This is a genomic window from Tatumella sp. JGM94 (assembly GCF_018257595.1).
Lineage (GTDB): Bacteria > Pseudomonadota > Gammaproteobacteria > Enterobacterales > Enterobacteriaceae > Tatumella > Tatumella punctata.
The window spans coordinates 1-24,224 of sequence record NZ_JAERJN010000023.1; the positions used below are offsets into that span (position 1 = coordinate 1).

Annotated in this window: 18 protein-coding genes and 1 tRNA gene; 15 read left to right on the forward strand and 4 right to left on the reverse strand. The window is 51.3% G+C overall.

Going from position 1 to position 24,224, the window contains the following annotated elements:
* Window positions 1-277: 277 nt before the first annotated feature.
* Entirely contained in the window at window positions 278-1,837 is a 1,560-nt protein-coding gene (locus tag JK216_RS14565; RefSeq protein ID WP_349290167.1) for a sugar porter family MFS transporter, read from the reverse strand.
* A gap of 1,070 nt (window positions 1,838-2,907) precedes the next feature.
* On the opposite strand from JK216_RS14565, the gene JK216_RS14570 reads away from it, so the two are divergent.
* The gene (locus JK216_RS14570) at window positions 2,908-3,693 is read left to right on the forward strand and encodes an endonuclease/exonuclease/phosphatase family protein (protein ID WP_212708915.1); all 786 of its coding nucleotides are present in this window, start codon (window positions 2,908-2,910) and stop codon (window positions 3,691-3,693) included.
* Window positions 3,694-3,752: 59 nt separating this feature from the next.
* On the opposite strand, the gene mltD is transcribed toward JK216_RS14570, so the two are convergent.
* Complete coding sequence (gene mltD, locus JK216_RS14575; RefSeq protein WP_212708912.1) at window positions 3,753-5,132, reverse strand: murein transglycosylase D; 1,380 nt, start codon at window positions 5,130-5,132, stop codon at window positions 3,753-3,755.
* A gap of 77 nt (window positions 5,133-5,209) precedes the next feature.
* On the reverse strand, window positions 5,210-5,980 hold the full coding sequence (gene gloB, locus JK216_RS14580; RefSeq protein WP_212708911.1) for a hydroxyacylglutathione hydrolase: 771 nt from the start codon (window positions 5,978-5,980) through the stop codon (window positions 5,210-5,212).
* Between the two features lie 42 nt (window positions 5,981-6,022).
* Here gloB and JK216_RS14585 point away from each other — a divergent pair, with 42 nt between their 5' ends.
* The gene (locus JK216_RS14585) at window positions 6,023-6,760 is read left to right on the forward strand and encodes a methyltransferase domain-containing protein (RefSeq protein ID WP_212711045.1); all 738 of its coding nucleotides are present in this window, start codon (window positions 6,023-6,025) and stop codon (window positions 6,758-6,760) included.
* Here JK216_RS14585 and rnhA read toward each other — a convergent pair.
* Window positions 6,742-7,308, reverse strand: a complete 567-nt coding sequence (gene rnhA, locus JK216_RS14590; protein WP_212708909.1) for a ribonuclease HI — start codon at window positions 7,306-7,308, stop codon at window positions 6,742-6,744. The two genes, JK216_RS14585 and rnhA, sit on opposite strands and share 19 nt — an antisense overlap.
* On the opposite strand from rnhA, the gene dnaQ reads away from it, so the two are divergent.
* The 13 genes from dnaQ (at window position 7,262) to JK216_RS17160 (ending at window position 24,130) form a co-directional block, all read left to right on the forward strand.
* On the forward strand, window positions 7,262-7,993 hold the full coding sequence (gene dnaQ, locus JK216_RS14595) for a DNA polymerase III subunit epsilon (RefSeq protein WP_212711046.1): 732 nt from the start codon (window positions 7,262-7,264) through the stop codon (window positions 7,991-7,993). The genes rnhA and dnaQ overlap by 47 nt on opposite strands.
* A gap of 131 nt (window positions 7,994-8,124) precedes the next feature.
* Window positions 8,125-8,201 (forward strand) — tRNA-Asp (locus JK216_RS14600).
* 757 nt (window positions 8,202-8,958) lie between these two features.
* Window positions 8,959-9,456, forward strand: a complete 498-nt coding sequence (gene tssB, locus JK216_RS14605; protein WP_212708907.1) for a type VI secretion system contractile sheath small subunit — start codon at window positions 8,959-8,961, stop codon at window positions 9,454-9,456.
* A gap of 34 nt (window positions 9,457-9,490) precedes the next feature.
* On the forward strand, window positions 9,491-11,038 hold the full coding sequence (gene tssC / locus JK216_RS14610; RefSeq protein ID WP_212712011.1) for a type VI secretion system contractile sheath large subunit: 1,548 nt from the start codon (window positions 9,491-9,493) through the stop codon (window positions 11,036-11,038).
* 18 nt (window positions 11,039-11,056) lie between these two features.
* Window positions 11,057-12,406: a type VI secretion system baseplate subunit TssK gene (gene tssK, locus JK216_RS14615; protein ID WP_212712012.1), complete on the forward strand. Its 1,350-nt coding sequence runs from the start codon at window positions 11,057-11,059 to the stop codon at window positions 12,404-12,406.
* Window positions 12,403-13,131 carry a type VI secretion system protein TssL, short form gene (gene tssL, locus JK216_RS14620; RefSeq protein WP_212711054.1) on the forward strand — a complete coding sequence of 243 codons (729 nt, stop codon included), beginning with the start codon at window positions 12,403-12,405 and terminating at the stop codon, window positions 13,129-13,131. Before tssK ends, tssL begins: the two co-directional genes overlap by 4 nt.
* Window positions 13,131-14,798: an OmpA family protein gene (locus JK216_RS14625; RefSeq protein ID WP_212712013.1), complete on the forward strand. Its 1,668-nt coding sequence runs from the start codon at window positions 13,131-13,133 to the stop codon at window positions 14,796-14,798. Before tssL ends, JK216_RS14625 begins: the two co-directional genes overlap by 1 nt.
* Window positions 14,799-14,944: 146 nt before the next feature.
* Window positions 14,945-15,436 (forward strand): Hcp family type VI secretion system effector, encoded by a 492-nt coding sequence (locus JK216_RS14630; protein ID WP_212708902.1) that lies wholly within the window; start codon window positions 14,945-14,947, stop codon window positions 15,434-15,436.
* Between the two features lie 301 nt (window positions 15,437-15,737).
* Window positions 15,738-18,407: a type VI secretion system ATPase TssH gene (gene tssH / locus JK216_RS14635; RefSeq protein WP_212708901.1), complete on the forward strand. Its 2,670-nt coding sequence runs from the start codon at window positions 15,738-15,740 to the stop codon at window positions 18,405-18,407.
* Window positions 18,400-20,757, forward strand: coding sequence for a type VI secretion system Vgr family protein (gene vgrG / locus JK216_RS14640; RefSeq protein WP_212712014.1), 2,358 nt, complete (start codon window positions 18,400-18,402; stop codon window positions 20,755-20,757). Before tssH ends, vgrG begins: the two co-directional genes overlap by 8 nt.
* Before the next feature lie 10 nt (window positions 20,758-20,767).
* Window positions 20,768-23,176: a hypothetical protein gene (locus JK216_RS14645; protein WP_212710808.1), complete on the forward strand. Its 2,409-nt coding sequence runs from the start codon at window positions 20,768-20,770 to the stop codon at window positions 23,174-23,176.
* The gene (locus tag JK216_RS14650; RefSeq protein ID WP_212708898.1) at window positions 23,173-23,643 is read left to right on the forward strand and encodes a hypothetical protein; all 471 of its coding nucleotides are present in this window, start codon (window positions 23,173-23,175) and stop codon (window positions 23,641-23,643) included. Before JK216_RS14645 ends, JK216_RS14650 begins: the two co-directional genes overlap by 4 nt.
* Window positions 23,644-23,869: 226 nt before the next feature.
* Window positions 23,870-24,130: a transposase gene (locus tag JK216_RS17160; protein ID WP_212708897.1), complete on the forward strand. Its 261-nt coding sequence runs from the start codon at window positions 23,870-23,872 to the stop codon at window positions 24,128-24,130.
* The last annotated feature ends 94 nt before the right edge of the window (window positions 24,131-24,224 follow it).

Consider the following 24,224-nt stretch of genomic DNA (forward strand, 5'->3'; position numbering starts at 1 on the left):
GAGCGGTAGTTCAGTTGGTTAGAATACCTGCCTGTCACGCAGGGGGTCGCGGGTTCGAGTCCCGTCCGTTCCGCCACTTAATAAAAGTGCATATGATATTAATATGCTTTAAAGAAACCACACAATATATTGTGTGGTTTTTTTTGCCTGAAATTCCTTACTTATATCTCTGGCGTACACGCTAATATTACCCTGAATTTCTGTGATTATCTGTGTCGGGGAATAACAAAAAGTCCCCCGCTCAGGCGGGAGACTTTTTACAGGCATAATGACAGGATCAGGAGCGGGCAGAAGAGCCTTCGGATATATTGCTGACCTGTTTCTTTTTAGGATAAAAACGTCCTTCTTTCAGTGATATTTCTATATCTTCCAGTGAACGTCCCCTGGTTTCCGGTACAAAAAAGTAAATAAATAAAAATCCCAGAAAGTTAAGCAGTGCATAAAACCACATCGCTCCGCCAATCCCGAGAATATTTACCAGAGATAATGCCGTGGCTGTCAGCAGCAAGTTAGAGCCCCACAGTACAGCTGCATGTAAACTGGTCGCTTTTTCCCTGATCCCCATGGGATACACTTCTGAACCAATCAGCCAGCCAATAACCTGAATACCGCCGGAATTAAATACCATAAAGGCAAACAGGCAGCTAACGACCAGCCAGCGATGTTGACCTCCATGGCTATTCATAACAAATACTGTCCCCAGTAATAATAAACTAATGATCGCACCAGGCATCATCCACAGAGTCAGAGTTCTGCGTCCAATATGATCAACCACCAGTTTTCCGAAGATAGTCAGCACCAGATAAATCACAGCCACACCTAATGCCGAGTGTAATGCTGCACTGCGGCTGAACCCGGCATCGGTTAAAAACGTCGGCGTATAGTAAATCATCATCTCAATACCTGATAATTGAGTAAATGCCGCAACGCCTAGTCCGGCAAACAGAGCCGGTCGTAACCAGGGCTGTTTTAAATCTCTCCACCCGGTAATCGATTTCCGTTCTACTTTATCGTGTACTTTTTGAATATTTCTTAGCTCATGACGGACTTCCCGGTCAGTCTCACGGACCATATTAAGTGCAATACGTGCATCTTTAGTTCGTTTCTGACCGACCAGCCAACGCGGGCTTTCCGGAAGCGGTAACATACCTAACATCAGGATCAGTGCCGGTATGGCCGCAACAGAAAACATTGTGCGCCATGTCCATATATCCTGCAGGAATGCACCGACCAGCCCGGCAGTCAGTATTCCGACGCCAATGGAAATATTGAAAAAGGTCACCAGACGACCACGTTTATGGGGCGGAGCCAGCTCAGCAATGTATACCGGTACAATCTGCGAAGCCCCGCCAACGGCAAAGCCGAGCACAATACGTGCCAGTGCCAGGGTGATAGCTGAATCTGACCAGCCTGATGCAAGAACCCCGATAGCAAATATTGCGGCCACAGCCATTACCGTATAACGGCGGCCAATCGCTGCCGAAATTTTTCCACATACCAGAGCACCTATTACCGCACCTACCAGAATGGCACTGGTAACCAGTTCCTGAGCATGGGCTGAAAGTGAAAAATCATGAGTAATTTGCAGCAGGGCACCAGAAATAATACCGGTATCATACCCATAGAGAAAACCGGCAATAGCAGCGATACCTGTGGCGGTTAACAGAAATGCATCTGCACTGAGAAAATAACTGTTGCTGCTGTCGTCCTGATTACTTGTATTATTGTCGGTCTGTGAAGTCTCCGGGGAGGTCTTTTTTATCTGAGGGTTAGATTGAGTCATAATTACCTTTTTTGTTGTTAGTGTGGTGTGCGAATTATCCTTGCGAAGAGTAATTTAAGGCCTGCCAGGCAGGGGGGAAGTATCTTATATAGCGTGGTTTGATAGTCTCCTCATACTCAAAAAATATATAGAAATTAAAAATCAATAGATAAAGCTATAACAGCTGATGTCCATGATGTCATTTTTTTATGATTGATATCACAGTTTTTGATGATATTCAGAGGATATCTCTATAATTCACTCTTTGATTGAAATATATAACTGGAATTTCTGAGGGTGATATTTCCATATAACAGCTGTTTTTAGTTATGAAATATTTATATTTTTAGCCATGATTTATGGTGTTTTTTTCGTGATTTTTATCAGGAGGTGAGGCTGTTATTCTGTATTGTTTTTCTTGTGTGTTATTTTATTTTTTATGATTGAGTTCTCTGGGTTTTCATCCCGATGGACATTATTTTTACTAGCTGATGAATATTTATTTTTTTTGCAGGAGAGGCTATTTCGTTATTAATTTTCCGGAGGGGTAGTCCGGGGCGTGCCCTTGTGTATCAAAGCCTGTGTAGTCCGTCTGGCAGGTTAATTATATTATTACCCGTGTCTTCCTGGCTGGTGCCGGTACAGATAAAGTGGCATTATTTCCTCATTATGCGCCTCATCCTTAGGTGTAATAATAGTTGTTCCACGAATCACAATGTATGATATTTCCTTACATATATATGCAGATGATTGATCTTACCCGTCTATGGTGGATACACGAATTAGTGAGTAAACTCGCAACCTTCCGGAGGTACCCGAGTAACCTGTTTAATAACCTGATTTACTCTGAAAAGTTAATAATCAGCGCGATAAAAATAGCGGGGAAATAAGCCCTGCCGTTGATATACCACCGATACTTAACCTGATAATGATCAGTGGTAAGGACTGCGGTAACATGCACGCCGATAATGTTCTCCGGGCAGATAAAAGTCACAGGCAGGGCCAAAGTGTTTTATCAGGGGGCGGGAAAAGCGGATATTATGTGTGCCGGCACGTCGGGATCAGTACCTGCTGATTGAAACCAGGGCATAAAGTCCCTATAACAGAGAGAGACGTTTTCCGCGGTGAAGAGAGCAGACACTAAAGTGCAGAAAAAAACCTATGCCATGAGATATGTTGCAGGCCAGCCGGTGGAAAGAACATTTCCTCCGGCCGCCTTATTGCATCTTGGCCAGGCGATGCCTGCTGGTGTACCTCTGACTACCGGGCCGAAGCTCAAAGTTGTGGTGTGGAATATTTTCAAACAGCAACGAGCAGAATGGCAGACAGTCCTGAAAAATTTCGGGGCACATTCTCATCTGGTGTTATTACAGGAAGCACAAACCACCCCGGAACTGATTCAGTTTGCAACCAGCCATTATCTTGCTGCCGATCAGGTTCCGGCCCTGGTATTACCCCAGCATCCTTCCGGAGTTATGACCCTGGCGTCGGCACACGCTGTCTACTGTTGTCCGCTGCGGGAGCGTGAACCGCTTCTCCGTCTGGCGAAGTCGGCATTAGTTACTGCTTACCCTCTGCCTGATGGCCGGATGCTGATGGTGGTCAATATTCATGCGGTGAATTTTAGCCTGGGCATTGATATCTACCGTAAGCAACTGGCTGTGATTGGCGAGCAGATACAACATCATAACGGACCGGTATTAATGGCCGGAGATTTTAATGCCTGGAGCCGGCAAAGGATTCGTGTTCTTTATCAGTTTATGCGTCAGCTTAAACTGCGGGAAGTGATGTTTACTCAAGACTGCCGGCGTAAAGCGTTCGGACGCCCACTGGATTTTATCTTCTACCGTAATATGACACTCAGTCAGGCATCAGTACTGGAAACGACGGCTTCCGATCATAACCCTTTGCAGGCCGAGTTCTCATTTTAATACGACGGGTCATGGGTACAAAAAAGGCTGACCGCGGTCAGCCTTTTTCAGTGGTATCTTTAGCTATTATTCACAAAGAGTGTCAGTTTATCGCCCGGTCTCAGGGATTGCTCATCAGATAGCAGCGCATTCCAGCGCATAACATCTTTGATATTCACACCGTGTCTTGCGGCGATGCTGGAAAGAGAATCACCCTTACGAACATTGTAGGTGATGCTGTTTCCATTATCAGCCAGCTGAGTGGTTTTTGCCGTCGCGGTGCCCAGTTTCAGAGTCTGGCCCGCTTTCAGACTGGCGGTACGCAGGTTATTCAGTGATTTCAGTGTGCTCATACTGATCCCGGTTTTTGCTGCAACCGTGGACAGCGTATCACCGCGGCGAACTCTGTAACTTTGTGATCTGCTGACAGTACTATTATCCGCCATTAATTCTGGCTGAATTGCCTTAATCTCGGTGGACGCCAGAGACATTTCCAGACGTTCAACATGAGACTTCGGTACCATAATGTACTGAGGACCTTGTGGCGCAGTAGCCCCCTTTTTATATCCGGCATTATAGCTTTTGAGCCGCGATACGGAAATGCCAGCCATCTCAGCAGCCTGGGTCAGTTTTATTTGCTGACCAACCTCCACCCGAGCCAGAGCACGACTTTCATTCGGCGCAGGTAATCGTACACCATAGCGCTGATTGTTCTTCAGAATTTCACTTAATGCCAGCATTTTAGGGATATAAACCGTTGTTTCTTTTGGCAACGACAGGTGCCAGAAATCCGTCGGTTTACCCTTCGCCCTGTTTTGTTTAATCGCTTTCATCACTGTCCCCTCACCACTGTTATAAGCAGCAATAGTTAACAGCCAGTCACCGTTAAACATTTTATTAAGGCGTTGCAACATATCCAGGGCCACACGGGTAGAAGCGACTACGTCTCTCCGTCCGTCATACCATTGGTTTTGTTTCAGTCCATAATTCCGACCCGTACTCGCAACAATCTGCCAAAGGCCTGCGGCGTTAGCTGCAGAAGTTGCATGCGGATCAAAAGCGCTCTCCACTATGGGTAGCAGTACCAGTTCCATCGGCATTTTACGTTGCTGTATTTGTCCGACAATCCAGTACATATACGGTTCAGCCCGTAATGTTACATCGTGGAGATAGCTCTTATTTTTCAGGTATTTATTTTTTTGCTCACGGATCCGGTTATTATCCGGAATCCCCATCTTCAACTCGTCACTAATGGTAACCCAGAGGTTGTTGTCCTGTGCGATAGTCGTTCCATCATCCTGCCATCGCGGTGACAACATCCGCTCTCCGTACTTACCATTTTCTCCCTGACCAGCCGAAGACAGACTCTGTGCATGCTGAACAGGTATATCAGCATCTTTCCCTGATGCCTGACATCCCATCAGCAAGACCGAGGCGAAGAATATCGCTTTAGCCTTCATTATGTGTGTCATCGTTGATAGTAGATTAAAAGACGAACAATCATACGTGACGTGATGGCACAACACAATAAAAAAAGTTAAAAGTTATCCTTCTTCAGGCGCAGGGCAGAAAATACCTGCCATTCTTCAGGTAAACTTATGTCAGGCAATATATTCCTTTGTAAATCAATATCATGGGTTTTAAGAAAAACATTAATCTCGCGTTCTTTCGCCAGCGTCGAAGGTAAGCTAATGCAGTTTTTATCACGTAACTGCTTAATATCATGGTAATAAGAGCGAATCTGCTGGTTTTGTGGTAACACTTCCAGTGCAAAGGCAAGATTCGATAATGTATATTCGTGGGCGCAGCAGACCAGGGTATCTGCAGGTAACTGATTAATGGTCTGAAATGAATGGTACATTTGTTGTGGCGTTCCTTCAAAAAGCCGCCCGCAGCCTCCTGAAAATAGCGTATCACCACAAAACAGATAAGGCTGAGTGTAATAAGAGACATGCCCCAGGGTATGGCCGGGAGTATCGAAGACAGTAAACTCATAGCCCAGTAATGTGACTGAACTCCCGCCTTTGACAATATGGCTGGCACCCTTAGCCTGAGTTTCCTGAGGACCGTAGACCGCCAGCTGTGGCCACTTGCCGAGTAATCCGGCGACACCATCGACATGATCACTGTGATGATGGGTGAGTAAGATAGCCACTGGCTGCCACTGATTTGCTGTTATAGTGTCCAGTACCGGCTGTGCCTCTCCGGGATCCACAATAATGCATTGCCCTGCCGGAGTGTTCAGCATCCAGATGTAATTATCTCTGAGGGCCGGAACACTGGTAAGATTTAAACGGGGAAGATTCATACGCGCCTCTCATAATCCTGAATGTTTTAGTGATGGTAAAATATGAAGCCTGCGAAAACACGTCAAACTCTTATTGCGCCTGAAGAATGGCAGGATATGCCCTGGGGCAGTTATTTTCATGATGCACTGACATATCATCTGCAGCCATACTTCGGGAAATTGTATGGTACACACCTGCTTAAAATCGGCACTCTGAGTGGCAAAATTGATACCAGCAGTTGTGCTATCAGCCATCAGGTCAATGTCAGTCTGTCAGGTGAGGGCGGAGGGGTTATTGCTGAAGATACCCGCTTACCTTTCCTCAGCAAATCAGTGGATGCCTGTTTACTGGCTCATACGCTGAGCTGGAGTCAGGATCCGCATCAGGTATTACGCGAAACTGACAGGGTTCTGGCGGATGATGGCTGGATCATTCTTAGCGGCTTTAACCCTTACAGCCTGATAGGACTGGGAAAACTGGTTCCCGGGCTTCGTCACCGTATTCCGTGGAATGGACGTATGTTCAGTAAGGGGCGGCTGATTGACTGGCTGAGTATTCTTAATTACGAAATAATTTTCCGCAGTGGCTTCCAGGTTATCCCCTGGAAACCGCAGGGAGGTAATATTATCAGTACCCACCTGCCTGCGATCGGGGCAGTCAATATCGTTGTCGCGCGCAAGCGGACCTATCCGCTGATATTGAATAAAAATCAGTCTGTTGCCCGCGCCCCGGGGATCCGTGCAGCCGTTAATGTCACCCGTCAGTTATCTGAAAATAAAAATCATGATACTGGCGAATAACCGCTGTCTTCCTGGTCAGCGACATTTGCCGCCTGGCGGGCCAGCTCATCACAGCGTTCGTTTTCAGGATGGCCGGAATGTCCTTTGACCCACTGCCAGTCAATTTTGTGATTTTGTAATGCCTGATCGAGACGCTGCCAGAGGTCAACATTTTTCACCGGCTTTTTGTCTGCTGTTTTCCAGCCGCGTTTTTTCCAGTTAACAATCCACTGGGTAATGCCCTGACGAACATACTGGCTATCGGTACTTATTGTGACGTTACAGGCTTCGGTTAATGCTTCCAGGGCAACAATTGCCGCCATTAATTCCATCCTGTTATTTGTCGTCAGCCGATAGCCTTTACTGAACTCTTTTTCGTGTTTTCCGTAGCGTAAAATTGCACCATAACCGCCGGGCCCGGGATTACCCAGGCAAGAACCATCGGTGAAAATTTCTACCTGTTTGCGCATCTCTGGTAGACTTCCTGTTGTGAAAAATCCAAGTCTGACATAAACGGCCCCTATGAGCACAGTAAAAAACCGCCAAATCGTCCTTGATACAGAAACCACCGGTATGAATATGATCGGGGTGCATTATGAAGGGCATCGCATCATTGAAATAGGTGCAGTGGAAGTGATTAACCGCCGTTTGACCGGCAACAACTTCCATGTGTACCTGAAACCTGACCGGCTGGTGGATCCTGAAGCATTCGGGGTACATGGTATTTCCGATGAGTTTCTGCTGGATAAGCCGGCTTTTTCTCAGGTTGCTGATGAGTTTCTGGATTACATCCGTGGTGCAGAACTGATTATCCACAATGCATCGTTTGATATCGGCTTTATGGATTATGAGTTTGCTAAACTCAACCGCGGGCTGGAAAAAACAGAAACTTTTTGCCAGATAACCGATAGCCTGTTGATGGCACGTAAGATGTTCCCCGGTAAGCGGAACAGTCTTGATGCTTTATGTTCACGGTTCGATATTGATAACACAAAACGAACCTTGCACGGCGCATTGCTTGATGCCGAAATCCTGTCGGATGTCTATCTGGCCATGACCGGTGGTCAGACATCTCTGACATTTTCTTCGGATACAGACTCGTCGAAGAATAATACCGGGGGGATTACCCACCGTGAGGTACAGGCTGATGGTGGTTTACGGGTTATCCGGGCTGATGCCGGTGAAATTGCTGCTCATGAGTCCCGGCTTGATCTGGTATTAAAGAAAGGCGGAAGTTGTTTATGGCGAGTATAAACATCATTTCTGGCGGATAAATCGCCTTCAAGGCCAAAAAAACGGCAAACACATTGATTGCTGTAGAAAAACCATTGACGTAATCAGGCTGCCCTATTAATATTCGCCTCGTTCCCGACGGGGAATGAAGCGGAGCGGTAGTTCAGTTGGTTAGAATACCTGCCTGTCACGCAGGGGGTCGCGGGTTCGAGTCCCGTCCGTTCCGCCACTATTTGAGGCCATGCTATTGATTAGCATGGCCTTTTTCGTATGTGTGTTTTCTGCTATGCCATTACCCTGTGACCGGCATAAGAACCCGCAGGGCGGGTTACCGCCGGATATTGTATCCCCTTGCATCCGGCCTTCCCGGGCAGTGATGTCAGTGGGTTCATCGACCAGTTCAGGTGATCTGAACGCCATATGTGTTCCCCTTTGTGAAAAATATTCGATTGTAAACATTCCGCATCATTCTGCTTATTAATGGCCGTTTTTATGAGTACGATTGCAGAAGCATCAGAATTAGTGGCAGCTGATCAATTGTTCTCTGTCAGGACATAATCGGCTGATGCCCCTGACACCCAGTTAATGCCTTTCACCATGTTTCTCACCCTTAACCCGGGCATAGCCTCCGGGGAATCTGAGCCCTTTCTGTTATTACCTTCCGTCCTGAAGCCATTATTTCATAATGGATTGATATGTTTATCCTCAGTGTATTGATTTTAATCAACTGAAGATTAATTGTTTAATAACTAACCGTCCATTTTAACTATTTCGATATAAATATTTGCTTACTGCATTTCCAGTAGTTCGGCTTTCTGGTGTATCAGCGTAATCCGTCATTAATATCTGGTGTAAAATTCTTAGTTATTAACTTTTTGCGAATTAAAGATCTGTATATTTGATCTTGGTTAGATCATTATTCTGCTATCGGGTGTAAATTACTTCAGTCTGAAAGTGTGCACAGCGATAAAGCGAGGGGTGATGAAATGGCTGACAGTTTCCAGAACGAAGTGCCAAAGGCACGTATTAATCTCAGGCTTGATCTGCATACGGGGGGCGCAGGTAAGAAAACTGAACTTCCTCTGAAATTACTGGTGGCGGGCGACTTCAGTCATGGCCGGCAATCGGCACCACTGTCTGAGCGCAAAAAAGTGAATCTGAACAAAAATAACTTTGACGCTGTGCTTTCTGAATATTCCCCGCAAGTCAGTCTGACGGTTAAAAATACGCTTGCTGATGACGGCAGCGAAGACAACATCAGCCTGACCTTCCGCTGCATCAACGACTTCACTCCGGAGCAGGTCTCCCGGCAAATACCTCAGCTGAAAGCCATGCTTTCCATGCGCAATTTACTTCGTGATTTAAAAGCTAACCTGCTGGACAACCAGAACTTCCGCAAAGAACTGGAAAAAATTATGCGTGATCCGGCGTTAAGTGCAGAACTCAGATCCGAACTTGCAGCTCTGGCAACCAAACAGCCATAACGGTCACGATGATCTCACCGATTAATTAAGGAAGATGCTGATGTCTGTAAACAATGAGAATGCCGCGGGTGGCGAAAGTGTGGTGACCGACGCGCCGGCGACCGGCGGGGTTTATGCGTCTCTGTTTGAAAAAATCAATCTGCACCCGGTCCCGGGGCTCAGCGCACTGGATATCTGGCAGGATACGCAGGTAATGTCAGAAGCAACGGTGGATGAACGATTAACGGCCGGTATGCAGGTCTTTCTGGAGTGTCTGGCAACATCGGGCTCAAAGGTTGAAAAGCTCGACAAAAACCTGATTGACCATCATATCGCTGAGCTGGACGGGCGGATAAGCCGTCAGCTTGATGCGGTGATGCACCATCAAGCCTTTCAGGCGGTGGAAAGTCTGTGGCGCGGCGTGAAATCCCTTATCGACAAAACCGATTTCCGTCAGAATGTAAAAGTGGAACTGCTGGACATGTCCAAAGCAGACCTGCGTCAGGACTTTGAGGACAGCCCGGAAATCATCCACAGCGGCCTGTATAAACAGACTTATATTGATGAGTATGATACCCCGGGAGGAGAGCCGATAGCGGCGCTGATTTCCGCTTACCAGTTTGATGCATCCGCTCAGGATATCACGCTGCTGCGCAATATCTCGCAAGTGTCTGCCGCAGCACATATGCCGTTTATCGGCTCCGCAGGCCCGGCATTTTTCCTCAAAGAGTCGATGGAAGATGTCGCGGCGATCAAAGATATCGGTAACTACTTTGACCGTGCTGAATACATTAAGTGGAAATCCTTCCGCGAGACGGACGATGCCCGCTATATCGGACTGGTGATGCCACGCGTACTGGGCCGGCTGCCTTATGGTCCGGATACTGTACCGGTGCGCAGTTTCAACTACGTCGAGGAAGTGAAAGGCCCGGATCACGATAAATACCTGTGGACCCAGGCCTCGTTTGCTTTCGCGGCTAACATGGTACGCAGCTTTATCAGCAATGGCTGGTGTGTACAAATTCGTGGTCCGCAGGCTGGTGGTGCTGTCCGGGATCTGCCAATCCATCTTTATGATCTGGGTACCGGCAATCAGGTGAAGATCCCGTCAGAAGTGATGATCCCGGAAACCCGCGAGTTCGAATTTGCCAGTCTGGGTTTTATTCCGCTGTCCTACTATAAAAACAGAGACTACTCCTGCTTCTTTAGCGCCAACTCAGCCCAGAAGCCCGCCAGCTATGATACGGCTGATGCCACGGCCAACAGCCGTATCAATGCCCGGCTGCCCTATATCTTCCTGCTATCGCGTATCGCCCATTATCTGAAGCTTATTCAGCGTGAAAATATCGGTACCACCAAAGATCGGCGTCTGCTGGAGTTAGAACTTAACAGCTGGGTGCGCAGTCTGGTGACGGAAATGACCGACCCGGGTGACGAACTGCAGGCCTCTCATCCGTTACGGGATGCCAGGGTGGTGGTCGAAGATATCGAAGACAACCCCGGCTTCTTCCGCGTGAAGCTGTATGCGGTCCCGCATTTCCAGGTGGAAGGGATGGATGTCAGCCTGTCACTGGTTTCGCGGATGCCGAAAGCGAAATCGTAACACGAGGTGAAATCAGGGATGAAAATTTACCGCCCGCTGTGGAATGAAGGGGCGCTTCTGGCCCCGCAACAGTTCCAGCAGCAGTCTGAATGGGATGCATTTTCGCGGGCGGGTATTGCCGCCCGCGGAAGTGCCTTTCCCTGGGGAGTTGGCCGGGTTGAGCTGGATGAAGCAATGCTGGCCTCCGGGCGGATCCGGGCGCAGTCACTGCGTCTCTGGCTCCCGGATGACACGCTGATTGATACCCGGTTCAGCGATCTGCCACCGGAGCCGCGTGAAATTGAGACACCGGCGTCTGCCAGCAATGTCCCGGTGACAGTGTATGTGGCTTTACCGGTGATGCAGGCCGGGATCGTCAATGTGCAGACGGACAAGGTACCGGCAGAGCGCCCGCTGCGCTATCGGGAAGCCTGGGAGACGATCGCCGATCATTTTGGTCCGGAAGAAGAGTCGGTGGCGGTTGCCCGCTTTAATCTGACATTCCGTTTCGGACATGAAGACAATAGCGCATGGGATACCTGCGCTGTTGCCCGTCTGTTGCGGGACGGGCAGGGGGGGTGGCGTCAGGATCCTGACTTTATCCCGCCGATGGCGCTGTTCTCAGCAAGCCGCAGTCTGTGTGAACGCCTGGCGCTGCTGAACCGCCAGCTGCGTTCCCGTCGCCAGCGTCTGATGTCCATGCGTCGTGAAAGCAACGACAGAATGGCTGATTTTGCGGTCGCTGATGTGTCGTTGTTCTGGCTGCTGAATGCGCTGAATTCCCATGGCCGGGTGCTCTCTGAGTATGAACGTTTCCCTGACAGGCATCCTGAGCAGGTCTGGGCCGAGCTGGCTCGTCTTGCCGGCAGTATGCTGACGTTTTCCCTTGAGCACGACCCGGAGGCGATACCGGGTTACGACCACAGTACGCCGGAGCAGACCTTCCCGCCACTGTTTGACCTTATCAGTCAACTGCTGGAAGCCAGCCTGCCGTCCCGTGTGGTAGCGGTCAGAATGGAGCGTATGGATCCGCAAACATGGAAAGCAGTATTGCATGATATTCGTCTGCGCGATGAAGCAGATTTTTACCTCTCGGTGCGGGCGAATCAACCCGCGTGGCAGATTGCCGGGCGGTTCGCAGAGATGTGTATTGCCGGTGCCCCGGCGAAAGTTGGCGAGGTGTCCGGTGTGGCTGTCGAAGGAATTGGTCTTATTACCCTGAGCCGCGTGCCTGCTGCACTGCCGCTGCGTCTGGAAAACCAGTACTTCGTACTGGATATGGAAAGTCCGGCGGCCCGCGAAATGCTGGATCAGGGGGTGTGCGTATTCTACGTTCCGTCACTGCTTGGTGAACTGGAACTTGAACTGTTTGCGGTGCTGCGCTCATGAATAAGGTTATCGATATTGATGCTCTGATGGTACAGACCTGGCTCACGGTGGCGCAGCTGCGCCATGGCGGGCAGGTAACGGACGGCCCTGCGCTTTATGCGGCCTGCAAAGCACAGGTGGAAAGTGTACGTGAAGCGCTGGAGCGCGCAGGGCTGAGTACAGAAAGTATTGATCACATTACCTATGCCCAGTGCGCCCTGCTGGATGAAACCGTAATGAACCGTAAGCCAGAGGCTCAGCAGCCAGAAAACAGGGACGCGATTATATCCGCGAGCAGTGGACAGGATGCACTGAATATGACCCTGGATGCCGGACAGCGAGCCTGGCGTTCTGCACCGCTACAGGCAGTCTACTTTGGATCTCTGAGAGCGGGCGAGGCCTTATATGATCGTATCGCGGAGGTGCTGCGACAGCCCGCGCCGGAGCCTGCGGTACTGGTCTGCTACCAGCGGGTGCTGGCTCTGGGGTTTCAGGGGCAGTACAGCCTCTCCGGTGTCGGGCAATCACAGCGTGATGAGGTGATAGCAGCCCTGAATGAACGAGTGCCACCACCGAAGGCGGGCGGCTCACTGGTCGTACAGAAAACCGGTCGTCGTCGTTATACCCTGCTGCGGTCCGTCTGGTTCTGGATGGTACTGGCAGTGGTCCTGACTGGTGCTGTCTGGCTGGGCGGGTATCTGTGGCTGCAGGACTTGCTGAACCAGCAATTGCCGGAGCACCTCTGATGCGCGGCCGAACACTGCTCCGGGCTGCCCTGCCGGTATTGCTGTGCCTTGTCGCGGTGCTGTGGCTGGTCTGGGGATTTATCCCATGGCCGGTCACCGGAAAACTGGTCCTGACGCTGGTCGTTCTGCTGATTTCCGCTGTGCTTATCCGTCAGGGTTACCGTCAAAAATGCCCTGTTGTTCAGGCTGATGAAGCAGGTCACTTCCCGCCAGAAAGCCATACCGGGCCGGTAGTGCTGATCTGTGGTGATGTGGATGGTGCCATATTTGCGGGCGGCCCATGCAGGGGGACGGCACAGGGCTGGTATCTGCGGATAGCGGAACTGACCGGACTTACCTCTTTTGCAGAGTGCCTGCTGGCGCGCACTCCGGCGATGGCAGGCCAGCTCGCCGTGATGTACCGCTGTCTGCCGGACCAGCATGAGGATGAGGCGTTGTTGCGTGCGTCACTCAAAGCGCTGCGTCTGCAGATGAAGCAGTTACGGGAACTTACCGGCTATAACGTTCCGTTGGTGCTTAATGCCGAATTCAGTGGTCCGGAAACGCCGTGGATAGTGGTACGAGGCAATACGACGCTAGTGTGTCCGGATGAAGAACCAGCCATCATGCTTAGCGAATGGCAGCAGTGGTTGCAGGCAGCCGTTGTTCAGCCGTATCTGACACTGGCGAGATCACTGCTTCACTGCGTGGTGCTGGATGAACTGGGCAAAGTGGATCGTTTGTATCCGGCCGTACTGCCCTTTGCTGTCACTCTGCGTTTCGGTGCGCTATCCACCTCGCTAGCTGCGCTGTGGCCACAGTTATTGTTTCGCCGGACCTGCATAGCTCCTGCCGGTCGTGTGATTGCATATCAACCTCGCTGGCATTTTGCCGATGCTGTACTCCCTCTGCTGGCCCCCTATACCACCCCGTTGCAGGGGGGAAAAACAGGGCGTCGGGTGGTCATGATTCTGTTGTTATGCGTGCTTGGCGCCATTGTCCTTTCCGTGCGACATAACCAGTCGCTTATCCGCAGGGTCAGCACCGACCTTCAGCGCTGGCAGGCTATCCCGATGAATCATTATGTTGCGAAATCGCAGGCTCTGCATGCTCTGCAGCAGGATGCTCTGTTGCTGGAGCGCTGGCAGCGTCAGGGAGAGCCACACCGTTACGGGCTCGGTCTGTATTCAGGTAACCGCCTGTGGCTGGCGGTTCAGCAGGCGATTGATACTTATGTCCCTCCGCCGCCGCCACCGAAACCCGGGCCAAAGCCGGTACCGAAAATTGTGCGCCTCGACAGCATGTCGCTGTTCGATTCCGGCAGCTTCGATCTCAGGCCCGGCTCCACCAAACTGCTGGTTAACTCGCTGGTCGGCATCAGGGGCAAACCCGGCTGGCTGATTGTGGTGGCGGGCCATACGGATAACACCGGTAAGCCGGCACTGAACCAGACGCTGTCCCTGAAGCGTGCCGAAGCGGTGCGTGACTGGATGCGTGACACCGGGGATGTACCTGAAAGCTGTTTTGCGGTGCAGGGCTATGGCGCAAGCCGTCCGATCGCAACCAATGACACCCCGCAGGGCCGGGCGCTTAACCGCCGTGTCGAAATCAGTCTGGTACCGCAGGCGAATGCCTGCCAGCGACCGGGCCCACCCCCGGCGCCATCGCAGAATAATGGCGCTTTATAAAAAGAATACACAAAGTCATTCGGGCCGGATCGCGGCGGCAACAGAATGAGTTCCCGGCAGCAGAGACAGCTCTGTGAACGGGGCGAATGACGGCCGCCGGCAAAGAGGCAGCCTGAAGGATGATGTGTATAAATGGAGAAATTATCATGGCAATCCCTGTTTACCTCTGGCTGAAAGACGATGGCGGCGCGGACATCAAAGGGTCTGTGGACGTTCAGGATCGTGACGGCAGTATCGAAGTGGTGGCGCAGCAGCATAACCTGTATATCCCGACCGACAACAACACCGGCAAGCTGACCGGTACCCGTATCCATACCCCGTTCCAGTTCACCAAGCAAACCGACTCGTCCAGCCCGTACTTCTACAAGGCGGTAACGACCGGTCAGACCCTGAAGTCCGCGGAATTCAAGTGGTACAAAATCAACGACGCCGGCCAGGAAGTGGAATACTTCAACACCCTGCTGGAAAACGTAAAAGTAGTGAAAGTGCATCCGGTGATGCATGACGTCAAGGATCCTGCTTACGAGAAACATAACCATCTTGAGCAGATCGAACTGCGTTACGAAAAAATCACCTGGACCTACAAAGACGGCAACATCATTCATTCCGATGCCTGGAATGAGCGTGCCACCGCCTGATTACGCGTCATCTTTCGTGCCGAAGGCGCGTTGGCAGAGTTCGTTCACCCCGGCCACCGGGTGATCTGTGCTCCCGGGGACTGACAAACCTGCCGTCTGCCTGCGACACGAACTCTTTCGCGTAATCCTCGTTTTTAAGCGGAGGGGAATAACCTTTCCGCTGTTTTTGCTGAACGCCGGCCTGTGCGGGCGTTCAGCAAAAAACTTACAAACTGCCAGCACAACCGTATGCGCTCTGGTCCCCTGCACGGGAAAAGCGATGGGCGGTAGCGTGTCCGGGAACCGACAAAGAGAGACACTTATGGAAAAGTCAGCCATTCTGCTGCGACGTCTGAACCCTTACTGTGCCCGCGCGATGGAAGGGGCTGCTGCGCTCTGCCAGACCCGCGCCCATGCGGAAATTTTTCCAGAGCACTGGCTGCTGAAACTGCTGGAACAGGGCGAAGGGGACCTCTCTGTGCTGGCCCGCCGCTACGAGTGGGACATGGACAGCATCTGGCAGGATTTACTCGGCTGGCTGGACAAGCAGCCGCGATCGGTACGCCACCGGCCACAGCTCTCGGACAACATCCGGATGCTGATGCAGGACGCCTGGCTGCTGGCTTCACTCGCCGGTGAGCAGAGTATTCGCAGTATTCACCTGCTGATGGTCCTGGTGGAAAAACAGAACCTGATACGTTGTGATGGCCTGTGGCCACTGCTGACGCCCGGTCACAGCCAGCTGGAGCGCCTGCGTCCCCTGCTGGATGCGCAGTCGGATGAACGCCCTGAGCTGCAACTTGACGCTGAACTGGTCCGGGAGCATAGCAGTGAGGCGGAGTTTGTGGGGCATCCTGCGGTGACAGAGTTGAACGCGGGGGAGCTGAGTCCGGCGCAGCAGAACGCGCTGGGAAAATTTACCCTCGATGTCACCGCCAAAGCCAGAGAAGGCAAAATCGATCCGGTGTTCGGCCGTGATACGGAAATACGCCAAATGGTGGATATTCTCTCGCGCCGTCGCAAGAACAATCCGATGCTGGTCGGTGAACCGGGCGTCGGCAAAACGGCACTGGTTGAAGGTCTGGCACTGCGTATTGCAGAAGGTAATGTGCCGGAATCGCTCAAGCCGGTCATCCTGCGCACACTTGACCTCGGTCTGCTGCAGGCCGGTGCAGGCGTGAAAGGTGAGTTCGAACAGCGTCTGAAAAACGTCATTGATGCCGTGCAGCAGTCGCCGGTACCGATTCTGCTGTTTATTGACGAAGCGCACACTATTATCGGGGCCGGTAATCAGGCGGGCGGAGCCGATGCGGCCAACCTTCTGAAACCGGCACTGGCGCGTGGCGAACTGCGGACTATCGCGGCCACGACATGGTCTGAGTACAAACAGTATTTCGAGCGCGATGCCGCACTGGAGCGTCGTTTCCAGATGGTGAAAGTTGACGAGCCGGACGACGATACCGCCTGCCTGATGCTGCGTGGCCTGAAATCGCGCTACGCGGGGCACCACGCTGTGCATATTACTGACGATGCGGTGCGTGCTGCAGTTACCCTCTCCCGCCGTTATCTGACGGGGCGCCAGCTGCCGGATAAGGCCGTCGATTTACTTGATACCGCCGCTGCCCGCGTGCGTATGAGTCTCGATACGGTACCCGAACAACTGACCCGCATCCGCTCGCAGATTACTTCTCTGGAAATGGAGAAACAGGCGCTTCTGGAAGACATCGCTATCGGTAACCAGAGCCATGGCGAGCGCCTGGCCGCCATTGAACAGGAAGAAAATTGCCTTATCGTTGCGCTTGATGAACTGGAAACCCGGTACGGTCAGGAGCTGAAAATTACCGAACAACTGCTGGAAACCCGCCGTGATATCACCCGGCAGGGTGAAACGTACGCGCTGCAACAGGAGCTTAATGGTATGCAGCACAGCAACCCGCTGCTCTCCGTTGATGTGGATGTGCGTACCGTTGCCACTGTGATTGCCGACTGGACCGGTGTGCCGCTGTCTTCCCTGATGAAAGACGAGCAGACTGAACTGCTAACCCTGGAAGATAACATCGGCAAACGCGTGGTCGGTCAGGATGCAGCACTCAATGCCATTGCCCGGCGCCTGCGTGCCGCCAAAACCGGACTGACCCCTGAGAATGGCCCGCAGGGCGTGTTCCTGCTGGCCGGACCGAGCGGTGTCGGTAAAACGGAAACCGCGCTGGCACTGGCAGACGTGCTGTATGGCGGTGAAAAATCGCTGATTACCCTCAGCCTCTCAGAGTATCAGGAACCGCACACGGTTTCCCAGCTGAAAGGTTCCCCGCCGGGCTACGTCGGTTATGGACAGGGCGGTATCCTCACCGAAGCGGTGCGCAAGCGCCCGTACAGCGTGGTGCTGCTCGATGAAGTAGAAAAAGCTCACCGCGACGTGATGAACCTGTTCTATCAGGTGTTTGACCGCGGTTTTATGCGCGATGGCGAAGGGCGCGAAATCGACTTCCGTAACACCGTCATTCTGATGACCTCTAACCTCGGCAGCGACCATATCATGCAGCTGCCAGAGCATCAGCCGCAGGCGACCGAAGGCGACCTTCAGGAACTGCTGCGTCCGATCCTGCGCGACCACTTTCAGCCTGCGCTGTTGGCCCGCTTCCAGACCGTGATCTATCGCCCGCTGACGAAAGCGGCAATGCGCACTATCGTGGAAATGAAGCTGTCACAGGTCAGCCAGCGCCTGAACTGTTACTACGGCCTGACCACGCGGATTGATGAAAAACTGTATGACGTGCTGACCTCTGCCTGCCTGCTGCCGGACACTGGCGCACGCAACGTCGACAGTCTGCTGAATCAGCAGATTCTGCCGGTACTGAGTCAGCAGCTACTGACCTATATGGCGGCAAAGCAGAAACCACGCAGCCTGACTCTGAAATGGGACGAAGAAGAAGGCATCGTGCTGGAGTTTGATGGCGCGCAGAAGACACTGCCGGAGGTAAACGATGATTGAAAGTTTAAACAGCCTGGCGCAAAAAGCGATAAACGCAGCTCCGGGTCTGTCCCGTTACCGGATGGATGTACATGGCTGTTCACAGTCGCTGGATGTGCTGCGGTTTCGTGCCAGGGAAACTCTGAGCCAGCCGTGGCATTATGACGTTACCGTCACCTGTGCGGCGAGTCTTGCCAGCAATGATGTGATGCTGAAACCGGCTTGCTTTACCTTCCGGACTCCGCTTTATAACGGTACGCCAGCGGTGCCGGTGCGCACTGTGTATGGCGTGGTTGATGCATTCCGGCGGATCTCCGCATCAGCGGATGAGATCACCTATTCCCTGCGACTCGTGCCGCGTATTGCCCTGATGCAGCATACCCGGCGATGTGCGGTATACCTCAATCAGTCCGTGCCGGAAGTGGCGGAACAGATACTGCGTTCTCACGGGCTGGAAGGGGCGGATTTTGAATTCCGCTTATCACAGCATTACCCGGTCCGCGAACTTATCACCCAGTGGCGTGAAACAGATCTCGCCTTTATTCAGCGTTTGCTGGCCGAAGTCGGTATTTACTGGCGTTTCGCAATGGACAGCCGCATTGAACAGGATGTGGTGATTTTCCAGGACAGCCAGGTGCAGTATCAGTTTGGCGTGAAACTGCCCATTATTCCGCCGTCACGCACCAGTGATAACGGCCAGCTGAGCGTCTGGGATATTCGGGCCACAGACCGCGTGGTCACCGATAGTGTGGCTACCCGCGACTATAACTACCGCGATGCGCTGGCCCCGCAGGACAGTTCGGTGACGGTTCTCCGGGAGGGTGGGGCAACCACTGGTGAGGTGTATCATTACGCCGAACCCTTCCTGAACGCAGGGGATACTGAAACCCCGGAAGGCGGGGCCTGGTTTGCCCGCCTGCGCCATGAGCGTTACCTCAATACCCGGCAAACCGTTACGGGGCGTGCCAGCAGTCCGGTTCTGGCTCCGGGCGAAGTGCTGGAACCACAGGGCAGTGGCCTTGCGGATTCGCTGAAAAACGGCATTGTCATCACCGGGGTTCACACCTCAGGTGCACGCGATAAGGGCTTCCGGTTGCACTTTACGGGTATTCCTTACCGCGAAACGGTCTGCTACCGCCCCGCGCTACTGAACCGCCCGGTGATTGCCGGCTCCCTGCCTGCGAGGGTGGAGAGCGATGAGAAGCATGACACCTACGCGTACCTCGACAATCAGGGACGCTACCGCGTCCGGCTTGATTTTGACCGCAGTGAGAGTGAGCAGGGATATGCGTACCTCTGGCTGCGCATGGCGAAACCTTATGCCGGGGACAGCTACGGTTTCCACTCACCACTGCTTGATGGCACTGAAGTCTCGATAATGTTTGATGGTGGTGACCCGGACCGTCCGTATATTGCCCACGCACAGCATGATTCCGGACATCCCGATCATGTTACCCGCGATAACCACACGCGCAACATCTGGCGCACCGCCGGGGATAACAAATTCCGTCTGGAAGATCAGCGTCAGCAAGAGCATTTCAAGCTGGCGACGCCGTTTGGCAAAACGCAGCTTAACGGCGGCCATGTGGTGGACGCTCAGCGTGAACAGCGCGGTACCGGCTTTGAACTGCGTACCGATGAATATGGGGCGCTGCGTGCCGGGCGGGGGATATTCCTGTCTGCAGATGCGCAGCCAAAAGGTGAAGGACAGATGCTGGATATGGCGCCGGCCGTCAACCGCATTCAACAGGCCAACAGCGAAATGCAGGCGCTGAATAATGCGGCCGAAGCAGCGAAAGCACTGGTCAGTGATATTCAGGCACAGAACAACCTGGTGATGCAGAGTATTGCTGATTTGCAGGCCGCAGTCCTGCTGGTATCGGCTCCACAAGGTATCGCCCTTACCTCAGGTGAGCACCTGCAGCTCACCAGTACACAGAATACAATGTTGACAGCAGGTAAGAACATCGACATGGGGGCGATGCAAAACATTTCTATAAGTGCTGAGAATGAGCTGGGGCTGTTCGCACATAAAGCGGGTGCCCGGATGATTGCTAACCTCGGTGACGTGGAAATACATTCCCGGCACAACACACTGGAGGTGAGCGCACAAAAGGCGCTGACCATCACCAGTACTGACGATGAAATCGTTATCAGTACACCGAAAACACTGACAGTCAATGGTGGTGGCTCTTACCTGAAAATCAGCGACAGCGGTATTGAGCATGGTTCGAGAGGTGACCTGACTATGAAGGTGGGGAAATACCTGGTACCGGGCAGTGGCAGTGATTTGCCTGTCTCTTCTCCGGATTTCAACAGTACCGAGATAGCCGAAATTAAACGCGTCATCAGTAAACCACTGAGTAACTGAGGGAACAGATATGTCGGTATTACCTAAATTCAGCTGGCCTGTGCCATCCAGCAATCGCGGCAGCGACTTTGCCAGCCAGCAAGACCTGATGTCGCACCTGGAAGGTGAAGCGACGGGCTGGTACATGGTAGGAAGCAACGGTATGTGGCACGGGGGGATTCATATCACGAGTAGCACCACGCCGTGGTGTGCTCTGAGTGGCAGGGCACTTTCCGAACAACTGGATTTTCCGGTGGCTTACAAAGGCGAGCAGAGCATTCGTTGTATGGCGGACGGAGAAGTGGTGGCGTACCGGATTTGTCGCGATTATCTGACCGTTCCCTGGGAAACGGGCTCTCTGAGTATCTCCGGTTCTTTTGTTCTGGTGCGGCACTTCATTCAGCCGGGCGAGAAAAAAGAAAACGGTCTGCATTTTTATACACTGTATATGCATCTGGCGCCTTACTCCGCTTACGCTTCCAGTGAAAACGAAATGCAGTGGATGGTGAATGATAAGCTGTCTGTATTTAGCCGCGAGTGGATTCCTGATACCAGCGCTGAAAACAGAAACAGATATCGCATAACCACCATCCCGAAAGGTTCACGGATTGAATGGGATGCTTCAGATTCAAGCCTTAGTGCGACCGGGCCTGAAACGCGACGTTATGGCCTGGTCACGTTCATAGGACTGTCTGATAAAGTAAAGGCCAAAGGTACGAAGAGCAGTCTGGTGGAAGGGCAACAATACTGGATCCTGGCGGACAGAGATAATCTTGTCCCGCCATCAGGCGCGGCTGTACGTCCGTCCTGGTGGTCGCATCTGTTGCCGCCTTATGCCGAGCCGATGCAGTTTGATACAGTTGTTTGTCCGGCGCCGTATCCAATCGGTGCAGGTAACAGTGTCGGGCACTTGGGTTATTTTCAGGTACCGAAAGAGGGTGGCTATGATGTCCGTTATCAGGTACACATCGAATGCCTGAGTGCTGATGACAGCCTGCCTGCGTTCCTGAAAAATCCTGAGAAGGCGGGGGAAAGTACGCCACGTTATCTGAAGTGTCCCCCGGGCCTGCCGCTATTCTCGAAAGACTTAAACACAAAGGCAATGGTCAGTGATGGCAGGGTCACCCGTGGCGAGGCAATCCTGAAACTGAGCCAGGTGAAAACAGAACCGGATGCTGATAAACAGGAATACTGGTTTTTGCCGTATGCGAACGGCTACGTGCCGAAAAGTAATACATCGGCTGAGACGCTGTCGCAATACGATCTCGAAAAGCTGGGGTTCACTACAATAGTGGACGAAGCGCTGAGCTTTGATCATCTTGATGGCACAACATCACCCAAAGGGATGGTTCGCAGTATTGTTAATCGTCTTCTTGATGCATCAAGTACTGACACGCGGTTAACCCATCGTGCAGTCCCGTACAATTATCAACGACTTTTGAACCGGATCGACAGTCGTGTCAGCCCCTATTCATCCCGGGAGTATCTGAGCGCTATCCACAACCCGTCTTATCGCGGTGTTACGAATAAGATGATAGTGAAACATCCCAGCGAGTGGTATCACAAAAAGGATACATCTGTCTGGCAATCGTTTTTGAACAAACTGACAAGTGATGCACCAGAGTGGCGGGAATACTGTGAAGCCTATCTTGATAAGATGGTATGGATGCAGGATGCCGGTAAATTAAAACTGGGATCCTCTTTGTGGCATATGCATCCGGTAGCGTTTTTAGGTATGCTGACCGCGGTTAGCGATGGTGTTACATATGAACAGATAAAGAAAATTTTTCCAACAGCTTCTGATTCCGATATAAACACAGTCGTTGAAGAACTACGTGGAAAACTAAAAATATTCAAGCTAGATACCCCAACACGATTAAGTCACTTCTTTTCTCAAATAAGAGGAGAGGTTGGTGAAAGCATGAAAGGAGTAACAGAAAAATTCCAATTTTCACCTGAAGCACTACTTACCTTCAGTAAATACTACAGACAGCATCCCGGTGAGGCTGAAACTGACGGTTACAAGAAAAATTCAGCAGGTAAGATTATTCGCGCAGCTGATGAACAAGCTATTGGGCGTAAACACTATCTTCGGTTGAACGGTAACCGGCAGAGTCATCCTGATGATGGCTATAATTTTAGAGGGAGAGGGCTGATTCAAATTACAGGTTACGAAAAATACCATGGTTTTATGGTCGATTATCCTAATTATTGGAGTAGCGGTACGCCGGATACTGTTAATTATCCCGAAAAAATAAACGAGATGCCATATGCTATCCGAAGTGCTCTTTGGTTTTGGTTGAAATATAAACCGTATAATGCAGATCAAGGCCGGGGTCTCTCTGATGTACCAGATGTTACGCGCGTCGTAAATGGTGCCCACATGGGGCTAAAAGAACGCGAGAATGCTTATAAAATTGGAGAGGATGTATTTAAATGAAAAAATATATATTTGTTTTTATGATGTTTAGCATATCGTATGCTAACGCAAGTGAATGTGCTAAAAATGAAACTTTAATTGCATCATGCTCGTTATCAGGGAAACTGAGCCGCATAGCTACATTTTGCGCAAAACCAAAAAATGGAATGATTAAGTACACGTATAAAAATGGAATGGAAACAGAGTTAGTAGTTGATTTTGATTTTGAAAACAGGCTAAAAAGATGGGTGGATTTAGCAACATATACGACATATTTAGGATTCAGTAGAGGCGAATACTCTTATATCCTAAGTATTCCTGAAGAGAAGCCCGGAGTTGTCGCGCAACTTGATGTGAAAAAAAACAATAAAATTATAAGTTCGAAACAATGTGACTCTAACTCCTTTGGCGATGAAGGGATTAAAATGAATAGTATTGAGGATGTTTCGGATGATGTAGTGAGGGACGGTGGGTTTAAATTCCCATAAGATAATGGTTAATGGGAGTTTTTACTTCCTTTCCTGCTTGCCATGACTTAATGATACGTTGATATTTATATTTTCGATACGATATTTTATTTTTTAATAGATGGAAAAGAAAATCTAACTATCCCAATCCTTCCCGGGGGGAATGACGCTAGTGCAATAGCCCCCGTTTAAATCGGGTACTTCGCCAGTAAGATATAGTCATGGAGCTATGTTTAAGGAGTGTCCAGTGCAAAGAATCGAAGTGATCACTGGCGAGCAAAAGCGCCGTCGTTATACTCCCGAAGAGAAAGCCCGTTTTGTTGCGATCGCCATGCAGCCCGGTTATACCGTCTCACTCGTTGCCTGGCAATATGGTATCACACTCAGTTTTCTTTTTAAGTGGAAACGGCTCATGAACGATGGTGGGAAGTCTGCGATCGCCGCAGGCGACAAGGTAGTCAGCGTCGTCGGGGTCAAAGCACAGGAGAAAAAAGTTCAAACAGCCTGAATAAATGCCGGGCCGCAAAACGATGGAAGCCGAAATCCTTCGGGACGCGTTTGAGATAGCCCGGCAAAAGAGTTGATATCGCGTATGCCATTGC

What these genes read in the sequence shown, in the direction of transcription:
- mltD (WP_212708912.1), bottom strand. Translation starts at nt 5,132, where the DNA reads ATGAAGGCTAAAGCGATATTCTTCGCCTCGGTCTTGCTGATGGGATGT.
- gloB (WP_212708911.1), bottom strand. Translation starts at nt 5,980, where the DNA reads ATGAATCTTCCCCGTTTAAATCTTACCAGTGTTCCGGCCCTCAGAGAT.
- JK216_RS14625 (WP_212712013.1), top strand. Translation starts at nt 13,131, where the DNA reads ATGCGCGGCCGAACACTGCTCCGGGCTGCCCTGCCGGTATTGCTGTGC.
- vgrG (WP_212712014.1), top strand. Translation starts at nt 18,400, where the DNA reads ATGATTGAAAGTTTAAACAGCCTGGCGCAAAAAGCGATAAACGCAGCT.
- tssC (WP_212712011.1), top strand. Translation starts at nt 9,491, where the DNA reads ATGCTGATGTCTGTAAACAATGAGAATGCCGCGGGTGGCGAAAGTGTG.
- JK216_RS14645 (WP_212710808.1), top strand. Translation starts at nt 20,768, where the DNA reads ATGTCGGTATTACCTAAATTCAGCTGGCCTGTGCCATCCAGCAATCGC.
- tssH (WP_212708901.1), top strand. Translation starts at nt 15,738, where the DNA reads ATGGAAAAGTCAGCCATTCTGCTGCGACGTCTGAACCCTTACTGTGCC.
- JK216_RS14585 (WP_212711045.1), top strand. Translation starts at nt 6,023, where the DNA reads ATGAAGCCTGCGAAAACACGTCAAACTCTTATTGCGCCTGAAGAATGG.
- tssB (WP_212708907.1), top strand. Translation starts at nt 8,959, where the DNA reads ATGGCTGACAGTTTCCAGAACGAAGTGCCAAAGGCACGTATTAATCTC.
- tssK (WP_212712012.1), top strand. Translation starts at nt 11,057, where the DNA reads ATGAAAATTTACCGCCCGCTGTGGAATGAAGGGGCGCTTCTGGCCCCG.
- tssL (WP_212711054.1), top strand. Translation starts at nt 12,403, where the DNA reads ATGAATAAGGTTATCGATATTGATGCTCTGATGGTACAGACCTGGCTC.
- JK216_RS14650 (WP_212708898.1), top strand. Translation starts at nt 23,173, where the DNA reads ATGAAAAAATATATATTTGTTTTTATGATGTTTAGCATATCGTATGCT.
- JK216_RS14630 (WP_212708902.1), top strand. Translation starts at nt 14,945, where the DNA reads ATGGCAATCCCTGTTTACCTCTGGCTGAAAGACGATGGCGGCGCGGAC.
- dnaQ (WP_212711046.1), top strand. Translation starts at nt 7,262, where the DNA reads ATGAGCACAGTAAAAAACCGCCAAATCGTCCTTGATACAGAAACCACC.